The 20,816-nt window shown below is 62.6% G+C and carries 23 protein-coding genes; 14 read left to right on the plus strand and 9 right to left on the minus strand.

The window, feature by feature from the left end; genetic code table 11:
• Positions 1-363 precede the first annotated feature (363 nt).
• The gene (locus tag HMPREF1494_RS04190) at positions 364-1,737 is read left to right on the plus strand and encodes an ATP-binding protein (protein ID WP_034519942.1); all 1,374 of its coding nucleotides are present in this window, start codon (positions 364-366) and stop codon (positions 1,735-1,737) included.
• A 968-nt stretch (positions 1,738-2,705) separates the two neighbouring features.
• Here HMPREF1494_RS04190 and HMPREF1494_RS04195 read toward each other — a convergent pair.
• Positions 2,706-2,999: a hypothetical protein gene (locus tag HMPREF1494_RS04195; protein WP_034519945.1), complete on the minus strand. Its 294-nt coding sequence runs from the start codon at positions 2,997-2,999 to the stop codon at positions 2,706-2,708.
• Positions 3,000-3,371: 372 nt separating this feature from the next.
• Here HMPREF1494_RS04195 and HMPREF1494_RS04200 point away from each other — a divergent pair, with 372 nt between their 5' ends.
• Positions 3,372-3,758, plus strand: a complete 387-nt coding sequence (locus tag HMPREF1494_RS04200) for a hypothetical protein (protein WP_129880134.1) — start codon at positions 3,372-3,374, stop codon at positions 3,756-3,758.
• 294 nt (positions 3,759-4,052) lie between these two features.
• Here HMPREF1494_RS04200 and HMPREF1494_RS04205 read toward each other — a convergent pair whose 3' ends face one another.
• Together HMPREF1494_RS04205 and HMPREF1494_RS04210 are read right to left on the minus strand one after the other, a co-directional pair.
• The gene (locus HMPREF1494_RS04205; RefSeq protein WP_034519950.1) at positions 4,053-4,610 is read right to left on the minus strand and encodes a hypothetical protein; all 558 of its coding nucleotides are present in this window, start codon (positions 4,608-4,610) and stop codon (positions 4,053-4,055) included.
• Between the two features lie 160 nt (positions 4,611-4,770).
• A complete protein-coding gene (locus HMPREF1494_RS04210) occupies positions 4,771-5,397 on the minus strand; it encodes a hypothetical protein (RefSeq protein ID WP_081724106.1) in 627 nt (208 codons plus the stop codon).
• Positions 5,398-5,490: 93 nt separating this feature from the next.
• Here HMPREF1494_RS04210 and HMPREF1494_RS11865 point away from each other — a divergent pair, with 93 nt between their 5' ends.
• The 4 genes from HMPREF1494_RS11865 (at position 5,491) to HMPREF1494_RS10955 (ending at position 8,315) form a co-directional block, all read left to right on the plus strand.
• Positions 5,491-6,033, plus strand: a complete 543-nt coding sequence (locus tag HMPREF1494_RS11865; RefSeq protein WP_034519953.1) for a DnaB-like helicase C-terminal domain-containing protein — start codon at positions 5,491-5,493, stop codon at positions 6,031-6,033.
• Positions 5,978-6,397: a DnaB-like helicase C-terminal domain-containing protein gene (locus HMPREF1494_RS11870; RefSeq protein ID WP_192917657.1), complete on the plus strand. Its 420-nt coding sequence runs from the start codon at positions 5,978-5,980 to the stop codon at positions 6,395-6,397. Before HMPREF1494_RS11865 ends, HMPREF1494_RS11870 begins: the two co-directional genes overlap by 56 nt.
• A 97-nt stretch (positions 6,398-6,494) precedes the next feature.
• A complete protein-coding gene (locus tag HMPREF1494_RS04225) occupies positions 6,495-6,935 on the plus strand; it encodes a hypothetical protein (protein WP_034519960.1) in 441 nt (146 codons plus the stop codon).
• A gap of 177 nt (positions 6,936-7,112) precedes the next feature.
• Positions 7,113-8,315: a PD-(D/E)XK nuclease family protein gene (locus tag HMPREF1494_RS10955; protein ID WP_051404713.1), complete on the plus strand. Its 1,203-nt coding sequence runs from the start codon at positions 7,113-7,115 to the stop codon at positions 8,313-8,315.
• Between the two features lie 494 nt (positions 8,316-8,809).
• Here HMPREF1494_RS10955 and HMPREF1494_RS04235 read toward each other — a convergent pair whose 3' ends face one another.
• From HMPREF1494_RS04235 to HMPREF1494_RS04250, 4 genes are all read right to left on the minus strand, one after another.
• Positions 8,810-9,139, minus strand: coding sequence for a DNA adenine methylase (locus tag HMPREF1494_RS04235; RefSeq protein ID WP_231495315.1), 330 nt, complete (start codon positions 9,137-9,139; stop codon positions 8,810-8,812).
• A 261-nt stretch (positions 9,140-9,400) separates the two neighbouring features.
• Positions 9,401-9,814, minus strand: coding sequence for a plasmid mobilization relaxosome protein MobC (locus HMPREF1494_RS04240; protein ID WP_034519963.1), 414 nt, complete (start codon positions 9,812-9,814; stop codon positions 9,401-9,403).
• 300 nt (positions 9,815-10,114) lie between these two features.
• On the minus strand, positions 10,115-10,570 hold the full coding sequence (locus HMPREF1494_RS04245; protein ID WP_034519967.1) for a hypothetical protein: 456 nt from the start codon (positions 10,568-10,570) through the stop codon (positions 10,115-10,117).
• Positions 10,571-11,063: 493 nt separating this feature from the next.
• Positions 11,064-11,360: a hypothetical protein gene (locus tag HMPREF1494_RS04250; RefSeq protein ID WP_034519970.1), complete on the minus strand. Its 297-nt coding sequence runs from the start codon at positions 11,358-11,360 to the stop codon at positions 11,064-11,066.
• 180 nt (positions 11,361-11,540) lie between these two features.
• Here HMPREF1494_RS04250 and HMPREF1494_RS04255 point away from each other — a divergent pair, with 180 nt between their 5' ends.
• From HMPREF1494_RS04255 to HMPREF1494_RS04270, 4 genes are all read left to right on the plus strand, one after another.
• Entirely contained in the window at positions 11,541-11,882 is a 342-nt protein-coding gene (locus HMPREF1494_RS04255; protein WP_231495316.1) for a hypothetical protein, read from the plus strand.
• Positions 11,882-12,853 (plus strand): hypothetical protein, encoded by a 972-nt coding sequence (locus tag HMPREF1494_RS04260; RefSeq protein ID WP_231495317.1) that lies wholly within the window; start codon positions 11,882-11,884, stop codon positions 12,851-12,853. The genes HMPREF1494_RS04255 and HMPREF1494_RS04260 overlap by 1 nt, the downstream gene beginning before the upstream one ends.
• Before the next feature lies 1 nt (position 12,854).
• Complete coding sequence (locus HMPREF1494_RS04265) at positions 12,855-13,985, plus strand: CHAP domain-containing protein (RefSeq protein ID WP_051404714.1); 1,131 nt, start codon at positions 12,855-12,857, stop codon at positions 13,983-13,985.
• A 275-nt stretch (positions 13,986-14,260) separates the two neighbouring features.
• Positions 14,261-14,641 carry a DUF3846 domain-containing protein gene (locus HMPREF1494_RS04270; RefSeq protein ID WP_034519977.1) on the plus strand — a complete coding sequence of 127 codons (381 nt, stop codon included), beginning with the start codon at positions 14,261-14,263 and terminating at the stop codon, positions 14,639-14,641.
• Between the two features lie 327 nt (positions 14,642-14,968).
• Here HMPREF1494_RS04270 and HMPREF1494_RS04275 read toward each other — a convergent pair whose 3' ends face one another.
• Together HMPREF1494_RS04275 and HMPREF1494_RS11690 are read right to left on the minus strand one after the other, a co-directional pair.
• Positions 14,969-15,634 (minus strand): class II glutamine amidotransferase, encoded by a 666-nt coding sequence (locus HMPREF1494_RS04275; protein ID WP_034519980.1) that lies wholly within the window; start codon positions 15,632-15,634, stop codon positions 14,969-14,971.
• A 2-nt stretch (positions 15,635-15,636) separates the two neighbouring features.
• Complete coding sequence (locus tag HMPREF1494_RS11690; RefSeq protein WP_231495318.1) at positions 15,637-16,650, minus strand: hypothetical protein; 1,014 nt, start codon at positions 16,648-16,650, stop codon at positions 15,637-15,639.
• Between the two features lie 548 nt (positions 16,651-17,198).
• Between HMPREF1494_RS11690 and HMPREF1494_RS04285 the strand changes: the two genes are divergently transcribed.
• The 4 genes from HMPREF1494_RS04285 (at position 17,199) to HMPREF1494_RS04300 (ending at position 20,268) form a co-directional block, all read left to right on the plus strand.
• The gene (locus HMPREF1494_RS04285; protein ID WP_034519983.1) at positions 17,199-18,005 is read left to right on the plus strand and encodes a hypothetical protein; all 807 of its coding nucleotides are present in this window, start codon (positions 17,199-17,201) and stop codon (positions 18,003-18,005) included.
• Between the two features lie 220 nt (positions 18,006-18,225).
• Complete coding sequence (locus HMPREF1494_RS04290; protein ID WP_034519986.1) at positions 18,226-18,795, plus strand: hypothetical protein; 570 nt, start codon at positions 18,226-18,228, stop codon at positions 18,793-18,795.
• 4 nt (positions 18,796-18,799) lie between these two features.
• The gene (locus HMPREF1494_RS10960; RefSeq protein ID WP_155807148.1) at positions 18,800-19,831 is read left to right on the plus strand and encodes a hypothetical protein; all 1,032 of its coding nucleotides are present in this window, start codon (positions 18,800-18,802) and stop codon (positions 19,829-19,831) included.
• 23 nt (positions 19,832-19,854) lie between these two features.
• Positions 19,855-20,268, plus strand: a complete 414-nt coding sequence (locus tag HMPREF1494_RS04300; RefSeq protein ID WP_034519990.1) for a hypothetical protein — start codon at positions 19,855-19,857, stop codon at positions 20,266-20,268.
• Positions 20,269-20,816 lie beyond the last annotated feature (548 nt).

Below are 20,816 nucleotides of genomic sequence, written 5' to 3' on the forward strand. Positions count from 1 at the left end.
GGTGCGAGCGATACGTCGAATCATTGCATGTCGCACCAATGCGACATGCAACACTTGGTGAATCCGATCGGGCCTGTCGGAACGCGTCTCGGTGAGCCTCAGAAACGGAGGTTTACGGACTTGGCTTGTGTTTCCGCCGTCCGTGTGCGCAGCCTTTCCCGTGTCGCGTGCATCGCCGCATTTCTGGAGTGTCTGCCGGGGAGGCATGGAATCTCGCTCATGAAATGTTACGGAATGGCAAAATCTCGCTCACAAAATGTGTTAGTGGGACAAAATCTCGCTCATGAAATGTTATGGAAGCTGTAAATCTCGCTCATGCAAGTGTAAAATGAAGGCGTCGGGCATTTGGGAAAGGAGTGGGGAATGGCATACCTGCGCAGGAAGATCGACCGGTTCCTCATGGATTGGAAAGCCGACGGCAACCGCAAGCCGCTTGTCGTCAAGGGGCCGAGGCAGGTCGGCAAGACGGAGGCCATCCGGCATTTCGCGCCCGCCAACTACCGCAGCGTCGTGGAGATCAATTTCGTCGAGGAGCCCAAATACCGCGCGATTACCCGGAACGGGTATTCGGCGGACGAAGTGGTGAAGAGCATGTCGCTGCTCGACCCATCATTGCGTTTTATCCCCCATGAGACGCTGATCTTCTTCGACGAGATCCAGGACCATCCGGACATCGCCACGACGCTGAAGTTCTTCAGACAGGACGGGCGGTTCGACGTCATCTGCAGCGGATCCATGCTGGGAATCAATTACAAGACCATCGAGAGCAACAGCGTTGGATACAAGACCGACTACGAGATGGACTCCCTCGACTTCGAGGAGTTCTTGTGGGCCAAGGGCTACGACGACGAGACTGTCGAATCCATGTTCGGCCATCTGACAGAGCTTCGGCCCTTCTCGCAGATCGAGATGGACACGTTCACCTCGCTGTTCCTCGACTACTGCACTGTTGGCGGCATGCCGGAGGTCGTCTCCTCCTACATCGGGCGGGGCACCTTCGAGGGCGTCTTGGATATGCAGCGCCAGCTGGTGAGGGATTACGAGGAGGACATCCAGAAATACGCGGACGGCATGGACCGCTCCCGGATCCTCAACGTGTTCAATCACATCCCGGTCCAGTTGGCGAAGGAGAACAAGAAATTCCAGATCAGCAAGGTCGCTAGGGGAGCGCGGTTCAAGGACTACCGCGGATGCGTGGAATGGCTGGAGACCGCCGGAATCGTGAACGTGTGCCATTGTCTGTCGTTCCCCGAACTGCCCCTGCGCGGCAACTATGACGAGAACAAGTTCAAAATGTACTTCGCTGACACGGGACTGCTTATCTCCCAGCTGGACGACGAGGCCAGCGACGATTTCCGCGCCAACCGGAACCTCGGCGTGTACAAGGGCGCCTTGTACGAGAGCGTGGTCGGCGAGGCGCTGCGCAAGGCCGGCTACGAACTCTACTACTACAAGAGGGAGAACTCCACTCTGGAGGAGGATTTCTTCGTCCGGTCCCGCGACGCGCTCATCCCGGTCGAGGTGAAGTCGAAGAACGGCGCTGCGAAATCGTTGCGCACGCTGATCTCGTCGGATTCGTATCCGGACATCCGGTTCGGCATCAAGCTGACGGCGGGCAACATCGGCAGCAGTGACAGGATCTTCACGGCACCGTATTTCACGACCTTCCTGCTCAGGCGTCTGCTTAAGACGTTCGGCGAGGACGGACTCGACCTTTTCGGTACCGCCCATGCCTGACCCTTCGTCGGCGTCCGGACGGGCCGGCATCCCGCGATGGGACGGGCGGCCGATAGTCATTTAAATGAATCGAGTCGGCCCATCCCAAAAACGGAGATATATCGTCCTTAACCTCAGCGACATCAGAAACGCGACATACAATATTCGATAATGAGGAATCGGCACCTACATAGGGTATCCCAAAGCCGACAAATCATGTTTGGTATTATTCATTTGGAGGCTCGTCAATAAATGGTCAATGATGAGTGCTTAATCCTTTTTTGACAGGCTTTCGCCACATATTCAGTGAAGAATACTCTTGATTCACCGTCATCGAATTGAATGGTTCTCAAGCATTCAATTTTTGGATATGTCATCTAAGCCAAGTCTCGATATGAATTCCTTTTTCAGTCTGAGGGACATCTGACCAAAAAAATGCCCCTTGACTGGTTCAGCTCATCGCTAGCGAAGAAAGATTGGTCTCATGCAGGTGGCCAGTTCTTCAATCGATCGCGCGATGCGCGACGATCCATCGGAAGTCACAATCTCTCCCTCGGGGGAGAAGAACCAATCGAATTCCGCATCGGATATGACGATTCTGACCCATTCGGTGTCCGATGTCACGCGCGTGGTTACGTTGTATCCAGCTAGTATTGAGTGTAATGCCCGTCGCTTTAATGGTCGTCCGCCTCCTTTTCAGATGAAGCACATCCAGTTCGTTCGATGTGTCTATACGTTCTTTTAAAGTGTTACCGAAGATCATTCTTTTTTAGAGGACAGCCGCATCAATGATCGGACGAAACGGAAGTATTCACATTTCTTCAGGTTTGTTAATGATTGGAAAATACAATGCCTCGGCTTGCTTCGATGACGCTGGTTTGTCTCTCAGCGAAGAGGCGCCAAGCATTTTGTCGAGCACAATTTTTTCGGGGTTGAAGGAACCTTCTGGAAAGGCCTCCGCGCGGTAGCATGCGGCCCTTCATGCGCAATTATTCATCACGGCGTTCCTTTTCCTTGTGCTCATCTATCCCGAAGATTGCCGCATCTTTAGGATTTATGCTTGGGGCCCACCAGCGGAGCATGTAAGTTTTCGCGACTTCCATGAAGGTTGTTTTGCATCCGGCGAGGAGAATCGTGTCTGCGTTGTCGAGATCTTCGATGTCACTGAAAAGGATGTCGATCAGATACGTTTCTTTGGCTGCAACGGCAGAGACGCCACCCTTGGATCCGTCGTAATAACAGTCTTTAGTCTTTAGGAAATACAGTTTTTTGGGCTTGCTCACTGGTGAACGTTTTGAAGCTGTCCTTCAGGTCATATGTTACTCTCCAGAGCCTCTCGGAATTTTTTGGATTTCGGCCTGACGGGTGAGCACGTATTGTCTTTTCTGCGTTTTCATGTCTTTTTCCTCAAGGAAAATTGTGGCCTTGCGCCCAAAGGCTGCTGCGATGCGTTCCGCTTCGTCGATTCACATCGGGGCGTTACCGCGTGTCAGGGTGCGTATTCTCTCTGTCGGAAAGGTGGCGATTCTGGCTAGATCGGCAGCCGTCATACTGCTCTCGGACAACAGGGCTCGCAGCACTTGCGTTGCGTGCGGGAGATTCGTTCTTGTATGTCTGCGCGTCATTTGTCTTACACCATCTTTTGTTTGAGGATAATGGAAATTATTTCCATAGACAAGCTGCTTGTTGCATGCTCGTTTCCAGACTGGAATGCTGGTCAAGTTAGGAGGTCTTCGGTGAGGTTTTTGGCCCGAGCAATTGCATTCGTGATGGATGCTCTCGCTTCTGACCATGCGTCGGAGGCAAGCAAGGATGACGCGCCGCACGACGATGACCGGACTACACCAGTCACGCCCATCACCGCGCCACCCGACTGGAAGGCGTTGAAGATTCGCAATGACAAAGGGCTACGTGGCAACGACATGGTCTGGCTGCTGGCGGTGATCATCATCTCCGTCGCGACCAAGGTGGACAGCGGCATGGCCAACATCGTCGCATTGGACATAAGCGCTTACGTGATGACCGCTCACAGCCGCAGCTAACGATTCCGGCTTGTCGGGATTGGCCTGCAGGCCGGAGGGGGCGTATCGCGGATTCCGATATGGTGGTTGCGGCGTCTGGCCGGTCTGCTGGTTATCGGGTTCTGCGCCCCTGAGCGGTTCGATGGTCCTCCTGCCGGGCTCCAAGGGGGCTGGGAGTCTTCCCGGGCCGGTCGTGTCCGGGCATTTCCCGTGCCGGGGCATCGGAGACGGGCGTGGCGTTCAGGGCAGCCCCTCCGTCATCGGGCGCATCTGCTCTGGGTGCAGAGGCCCCTGTCCGATGGAGGAGGATCGTCGTCATCGTTCCCGTGGCGTCGCGACCAGTACGGTGACGTGCGTCGCGCCGGTGTCGGCGAGGTTCAGTCCCCAGATGATGTTCGCCTCGTCGGTGAGGTTCCCCCGCACCTCGTCAACGATCGAAGAGGCCTCGGACAGGCCCATGTCCTTCGGTCCCTCGATGGCGACCAGCGCGCCCGTGACGGCGCCGCCAGGGATGCCTAGGTCGGAGAGCCGGTCTCCGAACGTCCCGCCGATGGTCGCGGGCGACACGGCCTCCATCACCACCAGCGTGGCCGCCACGTCGGCGCAGATATTTCTGACGTCGTCCTCGTCGATACGGATGTAGTCGTCCGAGCTGAGGAGGCCATCCAAGGCCGCGGCCGCGTGGTCCAATGTCGTGTTCGGTTCCTCTCCGGGGACCGGCCTGGGGTCCATATCCACGCCGTCCGCGTCCGCCGTCCGGTTTGACGGGGCCCGTACTGTCAGCCCTCGTCCGCAGTCCGGTCCGTCCCGCATGATTCTGGCGAAGCGGGTCCCGTCCGCGCCTGTTCCGGTCTCGATATGGTGTGTTGTCATTTCGGTTCCTTTCCGATGGGGCCGGTCCGTTCCCGGATTCGGGGATCGTTTCCGGCCGTCCGTTTGTTTTCAAAGAACATGCCCGTCGGGAACGTGCCGTGGCGCGTGCCCTGCGATGTGTGGCCTCCGCGTCGTCCCGCAGTCCCGTCCGGGATGGGGTTCAGGCGGGCCGCGCGTAGGCATGCACGTGTTCGTTGATCCGGTCGCAGCCGTCGATCATGGCGGCCAGCCACGCGTCGTTGACGGTGAACCCGTCCTCGTAGTCGAACAGCACGAGCCGGTATCCGGGGAACGAGCCCAGCTCCTCCCGCAGCCGCGACAGCGACCGTCTCACGTCGGGTAGGTGGATGGCGGTGTCGCACGGTATGGAGTCCCGGTCGATCCGTCTGCCATCGGCTGTGTCGCGGACGAGCAGTAGCAGGTTGACGGCCTTCCGGATCCTCATGTAGGCCTCGCCGGCGACGGTCCCGGCGTCGACGTCCGTCCGGTCCTCGGGACGCGGTGCGTCCGGATCCGTGGAGACGATGGACATCCACGCGTCCATCCATCCGCCATCCCCGTGCTCCGGCTCCTCCACGTCGAGGCCGAACACGTCTCGCGCGCGGATCCCGCCGTACTCGTCGATCCGCCAGCCGTCCCACGCCAGACGCGCCAGCCAATCGCACACAGTTCCCGCCAGCCTGCCGTCCTGCAGGTCGAGCCATCCATCGGGCATGGGCAGGTGCAGGGGACCGCGGTCGCAGGGGTCGATGACCATGTACCTCAGTTTCAACGACAGTTCCGTCATGATGCCCTCCTTGGAAACACCCACGTCCAATCTATCTTTTATAAAAGATACCATGATAGAAAGGAAAACGGAAACCGTGGAAAGAGGTATCTGATGGAACCGATGGCGGAACGGCCCGTGGATGGCGGGGGCGTCGGACGGCATGCCAACGCTTCGTCCATAGGCTGCGAGATGGCAGGGTTGATGGGCCGGATGACCGGATGGCGCGACGAGCCGGCGCGCGACCACTATGTGCGCACCGGATTCGACCGATACGACAGGCGTTCCGGCGGGCTCAGGATGGGCACCCTCACGGCCATCGCGGGCGGCCCCTCGATGGGAAGCGACGTCTTGGCCTTGGACGTCGCACGGCACGTGGCCCTCGGATTCGGCCGTCCGACGGCCTATTCCTGTTCCTCCCTGAGCCGGGACGAGGTCATCATGAGGATCATGTCGGCGGAAACCGGGGTGGCACCGCGCCTTCTCATGGACGGCGACCTCGATGAGGATGAGTGGGACCGGTGCGAGGCATTCGCCTCGTTCTGCGGGAACGCGCCGCTGTACATCGATACCGGACCGCGACATGGACGTGGACCGGTTCATGGACTCATGTCGCGGACTGGCGGAATCCGCCGGGCTGAAGCTGGCGGTGCTTGACGCGCCGGATCGGGTGGCGAGGAACCGGGACGTCATGGACTCAGACCTGCGCAGGCTGGCCGGCCTGGCCAAGGACCTCGGCATCGCGGTCGTGGCCACCATCCCCATGGACCGGAACCGCTTCCCTCTGGAACGGTTCCGCGACCGCGGACGAATCCCGCGTCCGGTATTGGCCGATGTCAGGTACGCGGACACCGTGTGCCAGCACTCAAATACCGTGCTCGTGGTGCGGCGCACCGAATTCGACGGCATGGACGGTGGGCCGGAGAAGGCCCTGCTCACCGTGGCGAAGCACCAATGGTGCACGTCGGAGGAGTATGCGCTCGAATACGATCCGCAGTTCCCGAGATTCGTGGAACCGTGACGGAACGGTCCCGCGGGCGGTGCGCCCGGCTCCCTGCCGGGAACCCGGTTCCGCTATCCTCGGTAAAAGAAAACATGTTTCATGGAAAGTAGGGCGCATGGCTGAGATCGTGACCATCAAGATCGGGCCCCACAGGGACCTCGGATTCGAGGAGGAGGACGTCCACGGGACGCTCCGCCACGTCGTCGGCTGGGAGGACGGCTGGGACCCGATGGACGAATCCGTCCGCGGCGAGGTCTGGGACCGCAGCAGCTGCTGGTGGAAGCTCGAGCCGGGAAGGGCGGTACGCTGCGATACCGCCATCGTCCTCAACCCCGACAACGTCGTGGTGTGCGTCGCGGAGATCAGGGGCGTGGTCAAACGCAGGGACATCATGCGCATGGGGTTCCTCGGACGGGTCGCGAGCGACGGGTACGGGCCGTGGTACGGCAAGGTCATCGATCGCAACGACTCGAAGAACCCGATCGCCTATTTCGACGAGCGAGCCATCCTCACGCCCGGCGAGGTCACGGCCGACACCGTGAGACTCAACCGGTAGGATTGCCGGAGGCGTGATGGAAATTCGCGTCCGCATAAGGCGGAGTGCGTCCACGAGACCGGCCGCATACGCGACGCGGGGTGGAGTTCCCCGGTTTGGAGGTATAATTCCAAAGGAATGGCATGCCTCCATTCATGAAAGGATGCGCACGCGGCCTTTTTCCCGGGAGGTGGAACGATGGCTCTGAAAGACGATTCCGTCAGGGAGGATGAGGAAGAGACGCTCAGAGAGTTTCTTGCCGATTCTGAATGCTTGGAACCCCTGTCCGAATGGACGCGCAGGCTCAACGTGTTTGATGTCCTCAAGATCACGAACACCGAGATCCGGCACAGCAACGTCCTCGCCTGGCTCATGGACCCCGCCGAGAACCATGGGTTGCATGATGGTGTGATTCGCGGTTTCGTAGCTTTTGCTGCTCGGCGTATGGTGGACGACGGGGGGTTCGACGACCTGCTCATGGACTGCGACGGTTTCTCGATCCGACGCGAATGGCGCAATATCGACATCCTCGCCGTGAACGAGAAGGAGAAATACGTTCTTTGCATCGAGAACAAGATCTTCTCCGACGAGCATGACGACCAACTGGCCAGATACCGCGCCGAGATCGAGAGGGAGTTCCCGGATTGCCGGCGGCGGTTCGTCTTCCTCACCCCGAACTCGGGGGAGGCCTCGGAATCCGATTGGCTCGCCATGGGCTATGGGGACGTGCTCGACATCATCGACCGGGCGGTCGAAACGGCTGCACCTGCGCCGGAGACGGCACGGTTCATCGCGGACTACATGGATACAGTGAGGAGAAATATCTTGGGAGACAGGGAACTCGAAGATATCTGCAAGAGAATCTATGCGAAGCACAAGAGGGCGTTGGACCTGATCTACGAGCACAGGCCAGATGTAGTCTCCACTATCTCGAACTGCTGCCGGAAATGGATTGGGGAGAAGGCTGGAAACGATAAGACGATCAAGCTCCGCAAGGATACAGGCGATAAATGGGACACGGTGTTCACCACAAACCTTCTGCCCCGACTTCTGCCCGGCATCGATGAACCAAGCGGCATTTGGGGGGAATACGGCCACTGTGTCTATCAGATTCATGTGAATGATGACAAGGACGTCCCTAGAGTGAGGCTCCAACTGGTCTTTAACTTCGACGGTCTTGACGAAAGACTGAGAGGCGATTGCGAGGAAGTGATCCATGCGATCGAGGAGGTGTACAAAAAAGTCAGAATCGGAAAGAGGTGGTGCATCGCTTGGGCCACAGATTACTCATCGGTGCCCATTGATTCCGAAGAGGAATGGGATAAGTCGTTGGCAAAGACGCTCGACGGTATGCTCAGGCAGCTTAAAAGATTCGAGGGCAAACTCTCCGAAAAGCAGTGAATCAGACACTCTTATCGTTTGAACGTTTGAAAGCCTCTAGCACAGACGGTCCGGCGGACGCTTCACATCGTTCGGTCTCGTGTGTCTGGGCACGCATTCTATTGTTCCTGCGCTCGTGGAACGCAAAAAAGGCCGGTGCCCGAAGACGCCGGCCCGACGCTTGGCCATGGGAGGGAAATAAGGCCACCTCGCCGATCTTGGCCATCCTCCCGAAGAAGTCGCTGCGTACCGCCTCGAATGTGGAAGGAAGTCTGCAGTGCTCCGACCGGCGCTGTCATGTTAACCGATGCCATCGTTCATGTCGAGAAGGCTTTTTTGCAGGGACCGGACCGACCTCCCGGCAACAGCCGAGTGACGTTACTTGGCTTGTCGCGGCGCGGCTTGGTCGGAAAAGGCGCGGGGATCATGTGCATGGATATGGCCCCCTATCGTGCCATGGACGAGCGCGGCCGAAGGTGCGCAACCTCTCAGGCACTGCCAGGAACCGGAGCCGTTTACCGCGGACATCCGGACCAGTTGGTGCCGCCGTTGAGCACCCCGGACCTGTTGGTCCTGTTCAGGAAGAAGAACGCGAACCCGCGTTCGCCCTCATCGGAGGGATCGCGTATGATCCTGCACTGCCTGCGCCATTCCTCCATGGTCGGCTCCACCGTGTCGAACCTTGCCAGGAAATCGGCGGGATGGTTCACGACGCCGTTCCAGAAGGCGTACACGTGCCTGTCGTAATCGTTGATGACGATCCTGGACACGCGGTTCTCGCGTAAGAGGCGCAGGGCCACTCCCGTCCCGCCCGCATAGGGCTCCACGTAGGTCGGGTCCTTCATTCCCAGCCTCTCGATCAGCGTCGCGACGGAGCCGGACAGGACCGTCTTGCCGCCCCGGGTACCTGAGAGGGGACGCCACGTCGTGGTTGCTCGTCAAGGGGACGTCCAGCCGCCGCGCCTGTCCGACCTCGGGCATCGTGCCTGTCGGGTTCCCGTTCCCTTGACTTCCCATCGGATTTCCTCTCCTTCCCATCGGGGTCGCCGATGTGGGGCGCAACGTTCCCGATGCGTTCCTTTTGGATGATCGTCCGGCTCTATCGTTCAATCGCATGTTTGCCCGTCGAGGCCCCTGACGATGTCCGCGGCTTCGACGAGTAGCCGCGCGCAATCCTTCACGGCTTTCACGGCGGAATATTCGTCCTCCGGACCCGCGGCCATGTCACGGTTCGTGTTGCGTGCGATCTGGTTGACGTTATGTCCGATGCGCCAGATCTCGGATCGGATGGACTCCAATTGCCGGACGACGGGACCCGTCTCGCATTCCTTGCGCGCCGATTCGAGGTCACGGCATGCCTCGTGCGCCTCGACCAGATAGCGTGAGATGCCGACGCCTTTCGCGTCCGCGGCGGCGCGGATCCCCTCGAATTCCCGGTCGGAAACCCTGATGTGGATCTGCCGCCCGCGGGTCTGGCCAGTCCTCTTCGGACGTTTCCTTTTGGAGCCGTTGTTCGTCAATGTTCATCCTTGCTGGTCGCCATGCCGTCCTGATGACGTGCGAAAAGACCGTTCCTCTTCCGTCCAAAGGCCTTCGGCACTCGGGTCCATGTCCACCGCCATCGGGCGGTGGAGGGCGGTTTCGGATTGTGTACACAATCCGTATAACTTGCTACACCTATTTCCCAACCGATTGGTTGCCGATCGGGCCGGCGTTCGGTATGACGTTCGGCATGTCGATTGGAATACGTTCGGTATGTCGATTGGAATACGTTCGGTATAGCGTTTGGTATGGCGAACGGTATGGCATGTAGGGACGGTTCATTGGCCGGTTTTGAGCTTGCGGAGCATCCGCCGCGCCTCGTCGTCCACCGTCTTGTTCGTGAGGTTCTCCGGTATCGGCCAGTCAAGGTTCTCCGCGATAGCGATCTGCTCCCTGAGGATCCGCGCCGCGTAGGCTCCCTGCGTCAGGCCCCGCTTCACGGCGGCGAGGATGACGACCTCGTATTCCGCGTCGGTGAGGAAGATGTCATGGTAGGTCTCCCCGCTCCTTCGTCCGGCCAGTGTCCCGTCCGGCAGTTCCGGATGCATCATGTCATGCAGCTCCTCCTTCGCGGCGATGCCGCTGTAGAGGTCGCCGACGTCCTGGGGGATCAGGAACCACCGTTCGACCAGTGCCACCTGATAGCCGGCCTTCCGGCTCTCCTGCCTCAATTTCCGATATGCCTCATCGCCGATCCGCACGATCAGACGGTGTGGGAACGCCTTGAACCCCATTCTTTTTCTCCTTTCGATATCCCTGGTTCGTCCTGTCGGCCGGGTCGGCGGGACCGGACGTCCGGAATGCGGATTTCCATTTTTTGGAAAATCGTCTTCCGTTTTTTGGAAACGCCGCTTCCGTTTTCCGGAAAAGGGAAATCCGGGAAACGGAAAGCGATGTCCCATATTCGGTTTCGGTTCGGTGGGCCGGTCGTATCCGATTCTGGCCCCGACGCCGCGGCATGATGGTGCACGGCGTCTACCGGTTGATGCCGATCGGCGGCTTTTCCATGATCCCCGCCGTCCGGATCGGGCCACGTCCCTTGCGTCCGTGGGACGACGCCACCGGAATTCGGCCTTGCCCGTGGCCGTGCCGGTTCGCGGTCCGACGTCGGACGGCCAACGGTCCATGCCGGTCCTGGTCACGGGACCGTTCATCGTTCCCGCTCCGGTGTTCCGAAACATGGAAAGGCCGCGCCCCATCGGGCGCGGCCGGAGCATGGGGTTCGCGTCATGGTCGGATGAAACCGAGCAGCGGGGCGAACACGGCGGCGAGTCCGAGCAGGGCGATGAGGGCGAACGCCACGCCGAACACATATGCGATGATGCCGATGATGGTCCTTCCCGCGATGCTTCCGCCGGTCTCCACCATCATCGGATCGCGCATCCTCTTCGCGACGATCGCGCACACGCCGGCCATGGTGACCGCGGCGAGCACGAGCACGACCTGCAATCCGCCGTTCAGATGCACGGTCCAGTTCCACAGTCCCACGAGCAGGCTCATGATGCCTGCGAGAAGATTCTCCATCCTGTTTCCTTCCTTCGCACGGTGTTGATGGATTTCGGTTCCATCCTTCCCGCCATCGCGGCCCGCGACGGTGCACCGCGTCTACAAGTCGAAAACCTGTAGACGCGGTGCACCGCGGGAGGCGGTTCCCCGGGTCATCCTTGCATCGGGAAACCGATACTGCATATGAAGGAGTGCATTTTGGTCAGCAACAACATGGTGCGTGACGCGAAGCGCGACGTTTCGAGGGCCCTGCGCGAATCGCAACGGGACCGTCTGTCCGCCCTCGACGCGTTCGCCCAAGGTATGATGGAGCTCAAGACCCTCCGGGCGAAGGTGAAGGAGCTGGAGGCCCATGTAGACGGTCCGTTGCGCGCAGCCGCGAAGGAGGCGGGCAACACCGCATCCGACATCAGGAACGCGGAACGGATCGTGAACGGGTTCGACCTCAAGGAGGAGTCCGGACGCGATGGGTCGGAAGCCGTCATGGACGGATTCGGCACGGCCGGTCCGGAGTGGCAGGAATCGACGGAAGGTGAGTGATGTCGAATAGCAGGGAACCCCGTCCGCTGCCGCGGCCGGTCAGATGGGTCGCCATGTTCATGGCCTTCGTGTTCGTCATCTCCCTTGGCGTCATCATCACCCATGTCAACAGGTCGGATGCCGGCCGGCAGGATCGGTCCTCATCGTCCGATGCCGGCACGAAGGCGGGCGACACGGGGTCACGTCGTGGTTCCGGTGGATACCGTGGCCTGCAGGCCGCGGGAATCCCCGTGCCCGGTGACTGGTCCCGCCAGTCGCTGGTCTCCGCCACCAGGACCGGCGGCGAATCGTCCGACGTCGGCCAGGCTCCCGTCGGAGGCAGGGGCGGGCCGGTCGACGTCGCGCTCGACACGGTGGACGCCATCCTCGACCCGACGCCGTCCGACGAGGAATGGAACCAAACCATGCAGAACCTTTTCCAGCCGGACATCGCCGGGGCGTCGCACGGGCAGGGCAACATGGCCCGATACTGGTGGAGGCAACGCCGGTTCAATGCGGACAAACTGTGTACCGGCGTCTCGAAGGACATGCTCCTCATCCAATCCTATGATTGCTCGACGGACCACAGGTTCCAGGGCAAGAGCGAGGAGACGATCAAGGACACGCAATACTGGGATCCCGCCTCCGCGTTCTTCGACGTCCCGCAGTCGATAGGCGAGCACGTCACCTCGTCGACCGACCCGCAGACGGTGATCTCACGCTACTATGATGCCGTCGCCATACCTATGGATGACGGCGTCTGGTATGTGACGGTCGACTGTCCGGCGATGGCGGACCAGCCCTTCCTCGACAAGAACGGCGACGAGATGCAGGCCGCCTCCGCGGCCGACATGCCGGACGGGACGAAATTCTGGATATCATCGGTCTCGAGCGTGGGCGTGGGCACCAATCAGAGACCATGCCAGCCCGTCGAGATCACCGTCGCCGGTCAAACGCCGTTCTGGTACATCGGCACGGACGGGAGCGACTGACATGCCCGTCCGAAGTTCCCGCCGTCCGGGCCCCGGCGTGTTCCGCCGCCGCCCGTTGCCCATCGTCGCCGTGCTGTGCGTCGTGCTGACGACGGGCGCGTGCAATCCGGCCGACGTGCTCCATTTCCTCGCCGGATGCAAGGACGCCTCCTCCTCGTCGTCCACGGTCGCGTCCGCCGCGGCGGGCGACTGGACGGGGAACGTCGGCAAGTCCGAGGGCGAGGTCAAGAGGATGTGGCCCGCGTCCGTCTCGCCCTGCTCCGGCTACAACGTCGTGTACGGCGGTTCGGGCCTGCAATGCACCTGGTGGGCGTGCATGAGGCAGAGGGCCCTCGGGCATGATCTCGGCCAGGGCTCCTGGGGCAACGGAGGCGACTGGGGCTCGTCCGCCAGGGCCCATGGCTGGAAGCAGGGCGCCAGGGCCGGCGGCATCGTCTCCTTCTCTCCCGGATCGTCCGTCAGCTACATCGGCGGCGGAAGCTGGACCGCGGACGGCCGGTACGGGCACGTCGCGGTCGTCGAGCAGGTCGACGGCGACAGCGTGCACATCAGCGAGGGCGGCAGCGGGTTCAGGAACGGCAACGGCGTGGTCGTCATCCATTCCGGCGTCATCAGCGCGCAGAGTCCCGGGGCGACCTTCTGGTATCCGGACGACGGCTCTTCCACCGGCACCACGGCCACGTCGTCCGATGGCGGCGGCACGTCATCCTCATCCTCGTCCGCGACGTCGGCGAAATGGACATGCGCCGCCTCGTCCGACGGTTCGGCCTCCGACGGGAGCGTGAACGTGGAATACACGGGCGACGGCTGGCACGCGAAACCCGAGGACGCGAAGGGCATCGCCAGGCAGATGATCGCCAGCGGCTACAAGGAATGGGACAACGACACCGACTGGCAGGCGCTCGTGTGGATCTGGGAGCACGAATCCGGCTGGCGGTGGAACGCCACGAACCCCACGTCGGGCGCGTATGGCATCCCGCAATCGTATCCCGCGTCGAAGCTTGCGACGGCGGGAGGCGACTGGAAGGACAACGCGGCCACGCAGATCAAGTGGGGGTTGCGATATATCAAGTCCCGCTACGGCAGTCCCGGCAAGGCGAAGGAGTTCTGGCTGAACAACAACGCCTATTGACGCCGGTCCCTCCCCGCAAGCGGACGGGCGGATATGCGTGCATGCGTATGCGTATCCGCCCGTCCGCTTTTTGTGGACATCGTGTCACGGCCGCGTGTGCGACGCGACGGAGGATTGCGGATGGCCGGCCATCCGTGCCATCGGGAGCGAGCGTGCCCGTCGGATGGCCCGGAAGGAGACGGCGCCATGGCGCATGACGGCATCATGACCGGGATCCTGATCCCGGAGGGCGGCGACCCACGCCGCGTGGAGCTTGAGACCTCGGACGCGACTCGGTGGACGAGGCGCCGACCGGGCTGGTCGGCGGCTGGTTCGACACGTGGCCGGGCGTGATCCCCGGGGTGGACCTGTGGGTCAACGACGACGGCGCGTCGAAGTTCGGTCCGAATCGCGCCATCTACGCGACCGGGACCCGGCGCGCGTCGGCAGGGGGAGAGCCGTACGCGATACTGCACGGTCCGATCGTCGCGCTCGGCTTCGATCCGGACACCTGCGAAAGCGTCTCCCTTACCGACGGGCAGGCCAGGGCCGTCATCGAATACTTCACCGAGACGTCGCCCGCCGGCAGCGGACTGGTCGAGAGCATGAGGCTCGGGCCCGGCGTCCTGCCGTTCCCCGACGATCGGGCCGACACGGTCCCGTCGTGTGGCATGTGAGGCATGGACCGTGCCGTGTCTCGTCGTCGTCGGACGTGGTCTTCTCGATGGGGAGGGCCGGGACGCCGGACGCGCCGTATCGCGGCGGCGGTTGCAAGCCGGGGCGTGTCCGGCGTTCCGGCCCTCCCCATGGCTGCGCCCTCCGCGTGCGGGGGCGCAGTCCCGGCCGGGTTCCGGGCGTGGCGGACGTGGGGGTGCGGGGGAGCCGGTGGCTCTCCCGCCGTTGGTCGCGCGTGGTTTCGCCGTCCGGCCCGGGGTGGAGGGCGTGGCGCGCGTTGCGGGCGCGTGCCGTGTCCCTCCGCCCCTTTTTTTCGTGTGGCCGGGGTTTCAGTGCCGGCGGCGTGCGGGGGTGGCGTCGTCGATTCCGTCGGTCAGCATGTCGTTGACGGCCTCCTCGTATCCGTCGTTCCAGCCTTCCATGTAGGTGTCGTCGTATTCGGCCTCCCATGCGTCCCATGGGAGGGCGTCGGCCGGGTCCCGCCATCGGGTGTTGGATACCTGTATCGGCTCGCCGTCGGCCCCTTCGATGGTCCGGGGTCGGGTGAGCCATTCGATTCGTCCGTTCTGGTCGATTTTCGCGAAGTGTCCTTGGCTTCCGTCGTTGAGGTCGGCCTGTCCGGTCTGCCATGCGAGTATCGCGTTGCGGCTGTCCGACGCGTAGCGTCCCTTGGCGTACCGGTGGGCGATGCCGTTGTGGGCGATGAATCCGTGTTCGCCGTCGGACAGCCGGTAGCGGAACGGGTGCGTGTTCTCCTCGGTCGTGGCTCCGTGCGTGGCGAGCCGGAAGTGCATCAGGCATGGCATGTCCCTGAACGTCCTCCAGTTCTTGATGATGAACGCGAGCGTCTGGTTGTTGTCGGGATTGCGGTACCGGTGCAGGCCGGTGCCGTCGTGCCATGCGATTCCGGCCCCGTCCGGGTTGGTCTCGCTCATTCGGGCGAGTTGGCCGATGGTGGGCATGGCTCCCTTGCCGGCGGTGGCGATGACGCACATGGTCAGTCCTCCTTGCGTGCGGCGAGGCGCATCGCGGGCGTGGTTTCGGGCGTGCGGTAGGCGCTGTGGGCGCTTTCGCGCATGATGTCGGCGGTCGTGAGCCGGTAGGGTTCGTGTTCTTGGAAGTAGCGCCACATGTGGTGCGCCCATTCGAGGGCGGGGCGGAGCCTGTGGGCGGTGGTCCCGTCCCATCGTGCGAAGGTGCGCAGTTCGATGGTGTCGTAATGGTTGTCGTTCACCGCCGTGAATTTGCCCGTGTAGTCGCCGTGGGTGAGCTCGCACCAGCGGCAGTCGCTGGTGTGTCTCATGTTGAGGGCGCGTGCCTGACGGTCGGCCAGTCCCTTGAGCGCCCAGTACCAGCGGCCCGGGGTCTGCCGGCTCGTGCGGCGTACGTGCATGTGCCCGCCGGCGCGTCCGGGTTCGTTGGAACGGGTGCGGATGCCGGCGATGAGGTCGCAGAGGTCGTCGAAGTCCTCGGCGGTGAGGATGCGGGTCTGGTATTCGAGTCCCTCGTCGAGGCTCAGGTCGGAACACCAGCCGGCGATGAGGCCGCTGTCCTTCATCCTGTCCATGTCGTGTCCGCCGTTGACCTCGATTTCGAGTCCGACGGTGAACATGTCCGGACGCTCGCGCATGGTGCGCCATGCGGGGGAGTCGGGATAGTACGGCTCCCTGCCGCCGGCGGGCAGGCAGGACTCGCAGTAGCAGTCCCCAGAGTCGTCCCATCGGCGGCAGCCTTGGCATAGGTATTCGTCGCAGTTCTCGCAGACGGCGTAGCAGTCGCCGCATACGGGTTCGTCGCAATCGGTGCAGTGGTGGATGCAGTTTTCGCAGATGCCGCCTCCGCAGTCCACGCACCCGTATCGGCAGTCAATGCATACGGTGGCATGGCAGTCGCCGCATTCGTACCGGCAGCCCCCGCATAGGGTCCTGCCGCAGTCGTCGCATGGCACGGCTTCGTCCGCCGCCGCCTGCTCGCCGCAGTCGTCGCATTCGATGTTCTTCCTGTCGTCCATCGTCTTTTCCTTCCGGTGGTCGGACGGTTCCCCCGTCCTTGTGGGTCGTCCCTATTTGTCGGACGCATGACGGTGGGCCGTCCGGGCCGTGGCGTTGCGCAGGGCGCGTGGACGATGCGGGCGTCCGGAGGCCCGTGGTATGCACCGCGGGGCGATGGTCGTCCCGTGTCGGACGCGCGGGGCCTTGCGAAGCGCCGGACCGGGCGGCATGCTGGCGTGCGCCCGACATCATGTCCTCGTTCCGGTCCGGCCGGTCGGCGGTCGTGTTCCCTTCCGGGTGGGGGAGGCGGCCTCGGGGCCCGGAGGGAAGACGTCGTCTTCCCGGTTTCGCATGGTCTTCCCCCGTAGGAATCGGTGGGATCGCCGGCATGCGGATGATTTGACTATCCGGGAAGTTTGCTTTACGATGTAGGAAGTTCGTTTTACGATATAGGAAGTGCCTTTTGGGGTCTCCGTCGTCCGGTCCGCGGGTGGGGGAGGCGGCTTGGGGCCCGGAGGGAAGGCGTGGCCTTCCCGGTTTCGCATGGTCTTTCGTGGGGAGGTTCCGCATGTCCGAAGCGGTGGATGGTCTGACGTGGTCGCGGTCGAAGGCGGATCTGCGCCTGTACCGCGAACTGTTCGGCATGTCGGTGGCGGAGCTGGGCCGTCTGGCCGCGGTCAGCGGGCGGACGGTGCGTTCGTGGGAGGATCCGCGTGCGTGGGTGCCGGACAGGACCGCATGGATGGCGGTGGAGTCGTTGTGGCGCGACGCGGACCGCATGGCGTCCGGCCTCGTGGCGGGCGCGCCGGCCGGTCCGGTGACGCTGCCGTACGGGACGGGCGCGTCGACGTTGGCGTGCATCGCGTCGAGGATCGCGGCGGGCCGCCTGTCGGCCGCGGGCGTGGCGTGGAACGCGTCGTTCCCCCATGCGCCCGGTCCGGACGGCGGAAAGGCGCGGTTCCGTCTGATGACGGACATGCTGCATGCCGGCGGTGAGCGTGGCGCGGCCCTGTTCGGCGTGTCCAGGCAGACGGTGATCGCGTGGAGGAATCCCCTTCTGGCGGGTTCCGTGCCGGCCATGGAGGCGTGGGATGCGCTCGACGCGCGGTGGAAGGCGATGGTGGAACGGGCGTCGGCCCTCGCGGACATGATGGCGGGCGCGGCGGTCCGGGCGGGCATGGACGGGCGGAGGCCCGTGGCCCCGCCGCTGACGTTCTATCGCCTGCGGTCGGATTGGGATGCGTGGCATGGTCCGGAGGACGGCGACTGGCTTCGCGAGGACTGTTCCGTGTGGCTGGCGGCGGTGCTGCTGAGGGATCGCGGCCTGCCGCCGTCGGCGGTGTACGCGGATCCGTATCCCGAGGCGGCGTTCTGACGGCCCGTCCGTCGCGTCCGGGGCGCGGCGGACGGACGCATATACGTATACGCTTATATATGCATATGTTTATGTGCTTATCCGTGTTCATCCGTTTTGTAGACATCGTGTCCCGGCCGTACGTCCCCCGGACCCGATGATGGCTCCCGTGGGCGGACGTCGCGGACGGGCGGGGGAAACGGTTTCCCCCGGGGACGTCCTCCGACGGAAAGGAGTCGTCATGGCGCAGGAGACCATTCAGGGAGGGGAGCGGCGTTCGGAGCGTTGGGCGCGCGTGAACTTCCCCAACAAGTTCGTGCATCCGCATGAGTACACGGCCCGGGACGGGCGCGTGTTCGACAAGATGTTCGTATCGATCCCGCCGGGCGTGAAGATCAACGGCGTCGACGTGGGCGGATACGCGTTCGACCATTTCGCCAAGCCGCGCGAGATCGAACAGAAGGCCAACGGCCGTCCGGTCGCGATCAACTTCCGTCCCGGCGAGCCGGTGCGCCTGTTCAAGGGCATCGGCGCGGAACGCCGCACGTTGGAGATCGCGAATCCGTGGGACCTGTGCCGGGCGGTGAAGGCGCACAACGACGAATACGCGAAGGTCTATGGGACGGCACGGGCCGAGACGACGGAAGCGGTACGGAAACCTGTGGAGTCATCCGCCGATGCCGGCGGCCCGGCCGACGAGTTCGACACGTTCGGCGAGACGGACCGGGCCCCGGATGGCTGCATGCCGGCCGATCCGGCCGACCCGATCAGCATGGCCGACCCGACCGCCTCGGCGGGCGCGACATTGTGATGGGGTGCGTCATATGGTCTCCCTCGAATGGATCAATCTGCGTTTCCCGAACGGGTTCGTCCACCCGTTCGTGTTCCGGGGGCGTGCCGGCAGGGAGCATGAACGCCTGCTCGCGACCGTTCCGAAAGGCGTCATCGTGGACGGCATGGATGTCGGAGGCTATAGTCTGAGCGTCTTCGCGACCCGGTGGGCGAAAGAGCAGAAGGCCGATGGCAGGCCGGTGAGCATCGGGTTGAGGGCGAGCCGGCCGGTCGAACTGTTCCGGGGCCGTGGGCGCTCCCGTCATATCATCCGATTGGCCGGGCCGGGACCGTTGCGTGACGCGCTGGGCAGGCGCCGCGACGGAATACGGGCGAGGGACGACACCTCATCCGCCCGATCCGAGGGGACGCCACGGGCCGGGGATCCCGGCCCGCGTGATCCATGCGCGCCAGCGGAACCGGTCAGGGGAAATCTGGAGGACGCAGCCCCGCCGGCAGAGGGACCTGCCGGCGGGTCGGGCATGGACCTGTTCAACCATCTCGCCTACGACAACGGCTTCGTCTCGCGCATGGATTGCCTCGTCACCCAGTTCGCCCGGGATTTTGTGCATCACGGCTATGATCCGCATGCCGCCCTGGATGAGGTGCGCGGACTTGTGTCCGCCGGCGTCAGCCTGTTGGAATCCTCCACGGGCGACACCTACGACGGCGAGGCGGTGGATTGCGCGGCGACCCTCGCCCTTTCCGCCGTGACATCGGCGATCAACGGATGTATCGGCGTGCTCGTCGACCGGGGCGAAGGCGATCCCCGGATCGTCGCCGCGAACATCCAGGAGCGCCGTGCCCGCATGGACGACTACTTCGCGGAACGGGCCATGATGTCGGAGGACATGCGCCTGCGCACTACGTATACGATCGGCCCGCCGTCCACGGCGCGATGCCTGCACGCGTTCGTAACTACGTGCGGAGCCGTCGACGGGACCGATCTGTTCGGGGACCTAGACCCGGCTCCGACGCTCAACGCCGGCACGTCAATGCCGGCGTTAACGAGATAGCGGGTGGCTTGGAGGAACACGATATGGCAGGTTTCACGATTCCCAGGGCCTTCGTGTCGTTGGACCCGTGGTCCGGCATGCTACTCGTCGGCATGCCCCGCGGCGTCGCATTGCCCGACGGGCGCGACATCGGGGGATACAGCCTATGCAAGCCCGCCACCGAGGGGGAACAGGCCGACTGGGCAGCACTGGAGAACGTGCGTGTCACGTTGGATGACGGTTCGCCCGTCCGCCTGTCGCATGGTACGGGCGGAGACATCGAATCCGTATCCGTCAACGCGGCGACCCTCGCCCACGCCGTCACATTCCATCTCGAAGAGGCGTGGCATCCCGCCGGCATCACGTACGATGGGGATTCGCGTGACTATGATCCGACGGACGTGACGAATCCGATGAACCTCGCCGGCGGCATGACGGCGGGAGGACCGACGCTATAGTGTCCGGATTCTCCCGCGCATGTCCGCTTGTAGGCGTTGCGGCGTGCGGATAGCTTGAAGGTAAAAAGCAGAAATCACACTCAATAGCTCGAATGGGACAGACCCGCCCATCGGGAACGCGCCCCTGGAACTGGCGGTCAGAGAACGTATAGGAACCGTTTCTTCCTCGTCGACGCCACTCACGTGCTCCGGTTCCCATATTCCCATCTGAAATCGGATCAAGGCAACCAATTCCAAAGACCGTGGTATCGTCAACCACACCCCAGAGAAAGCATGCGAAAGACGAATGCCCTCCGTGGAATCGGAGGACCCGAATTTCGTAGAGTGTTTCTTGAAATCGTACCCTCTGTCGATCGGAATACCAGAGATCCCGGCACACGCACGGCTAGATACCCCCCCCCGAAAAAGTATCCTCCACTCACCCAGTCCCATCCGCGAACAAAAACGACGAGCCGTATAACTTCCTAAAAAACCCCTAAAAAACAAGACGGCCATTAAAAAAGAGACTTAAGACAATCATGAAAATAAAAATTTCGGGGGGGGGGGGG

Origin of the sequence: Bifidobacterium sp. MSTE12 (genome assembly GCF_000513015.1) — a bacterium.
Classification (GTDB): domain Bacteria; phylum Actinomycetota; class Actinomycetes; order Actinomycetales; family Bifidobacteriaceae; genus Bifidobacterium; species Bifidobacterium dentium.

Coding starts and splice junctions, on each gene's coding strand:
- HMPREF1494_RS04225 (WP_034519960.1), top strand. CDS start 6,495: ATGGCTGAGATCGTGACCATCAAGATCGGGCCCCACAGGGACCTCGGA.
- HMPREF1494_RS04210 (WP_081724106.1), bottom strand. CDS start 5,397: ATGACGGAACTGTCGTTGAAACTGAGGTACATGGTCATCGACCCCTGC.
- HMPREF1494_RS04200 (WP_129880134.1), top strand. CDS start 3,372: ATGGAAATTATTTCCATAGACAAGCTGCTTGTTGCATGCTCGTTTCCA.
- HMPREF1494_RS04190 (WP_034519942.1), top strand. CDS start 364: ATGGCATACCTGCGCAGGAAGATCGACCGGTTCCTCATGGATTGGAAA.
- HMPREF1494_RS04285 (WP_034519983.1), top strand. CDS start 17,199: ATGTCCGAAGCGGTGGATGGTCTGACGTGGTCGCGGTCGAAGGCGGAT.
- HMPREF1494_RS04205 (WP_034519950.1), bottom strand. CDS start 4,610: ATGACAACACACCATATCGAGACCGGAACAGGCGCGGACGGGACCCGC.
- HMPREF1494_RS11865 (WP_034519953.1), top strand. CDS start 5,491: ATGGAACCGATGGCGGAACGGCCCGTGGATGGCGGGGGCGTCGGACGG.
- HMPREF1494_RS04300 (WP_034519990.1), top strand. CDS start 19,855: ATGGCAGGTTTCACGATTCCCAGGGCCTTCGTGTCGTTGGACCCGTGG.
- HMPREF1494_RS11690 (WP_231495318.1), bottom strand. CDS start 16,650: ATGGACGACAGGAAGAACATCGAATGCGACGACTGCGGCGAGCAGGCG.
- HMPREF1494_RS04260 (WP_231495317.1), top strand. CDS start 11,882: ATGTCGAATAGCAGGGAACCCCGTCCGCTGCCGCGGCCGGTCAGATGG.
- HMPREF1494_RS04275 (WP_034519980.1), bottom strand. CDS start 15,634: ATGTGCGTCATCGCCACCGCCGGCAAGGGAGCCATGCCCACCATCGGC.
- HMPREF1494_RS04250 (WP_034519970.1), bottom strand. CDS start 11,360: ATGGAGAATCTTCTCGCAGGCATCATGAGCCTGCTCGTGGGACTGTGG.
- HMPREF1494_RS04235 (WP_231495315.1), bottom strand. CDS start 9,139: ATGAAGGACCCGACCTACGTGGAGCCCTATGCGGGCGGGACGGGAGTG.
- HMPREF1494_RS04290 (WP_034519986.1), top strand. CDS start 18,226: ATGGCGCAGGAGACCATTCAGGGAGGGGAGCGGCGTTCGGAGCGTTGG.
- HMPREF1494_RS04245 (WP_034519967.1), bottom strand. CDS start 10,570: ATGGGGTTCAAGGCGTTCCCACACCGTCTGATCGTGCGGATCGGCGAT.
- HMPREF1494_RS04265 (WP_051404714.1), top strand. CDS start 12,855: ATGCCCGTCCGAAGTTCCCGCCGTCCGGGCCCCGGCGTGTTCCGCCGC.
- HMPREF1494_RS10955 (WP_051404713.1), top strand. CDS start 7,113: ATGGCTCTGAAAGACGATTCCGTCAGGGAGGATGAGGAAGAGACGCTC.
- HMPREF1494_RS11870 (WP_192917657.1), top strand. CDS start 5,978: ATGGACTCATGTCGCGGACTGGCGGAATCCGCCGGGCTGAAGCTGGCG.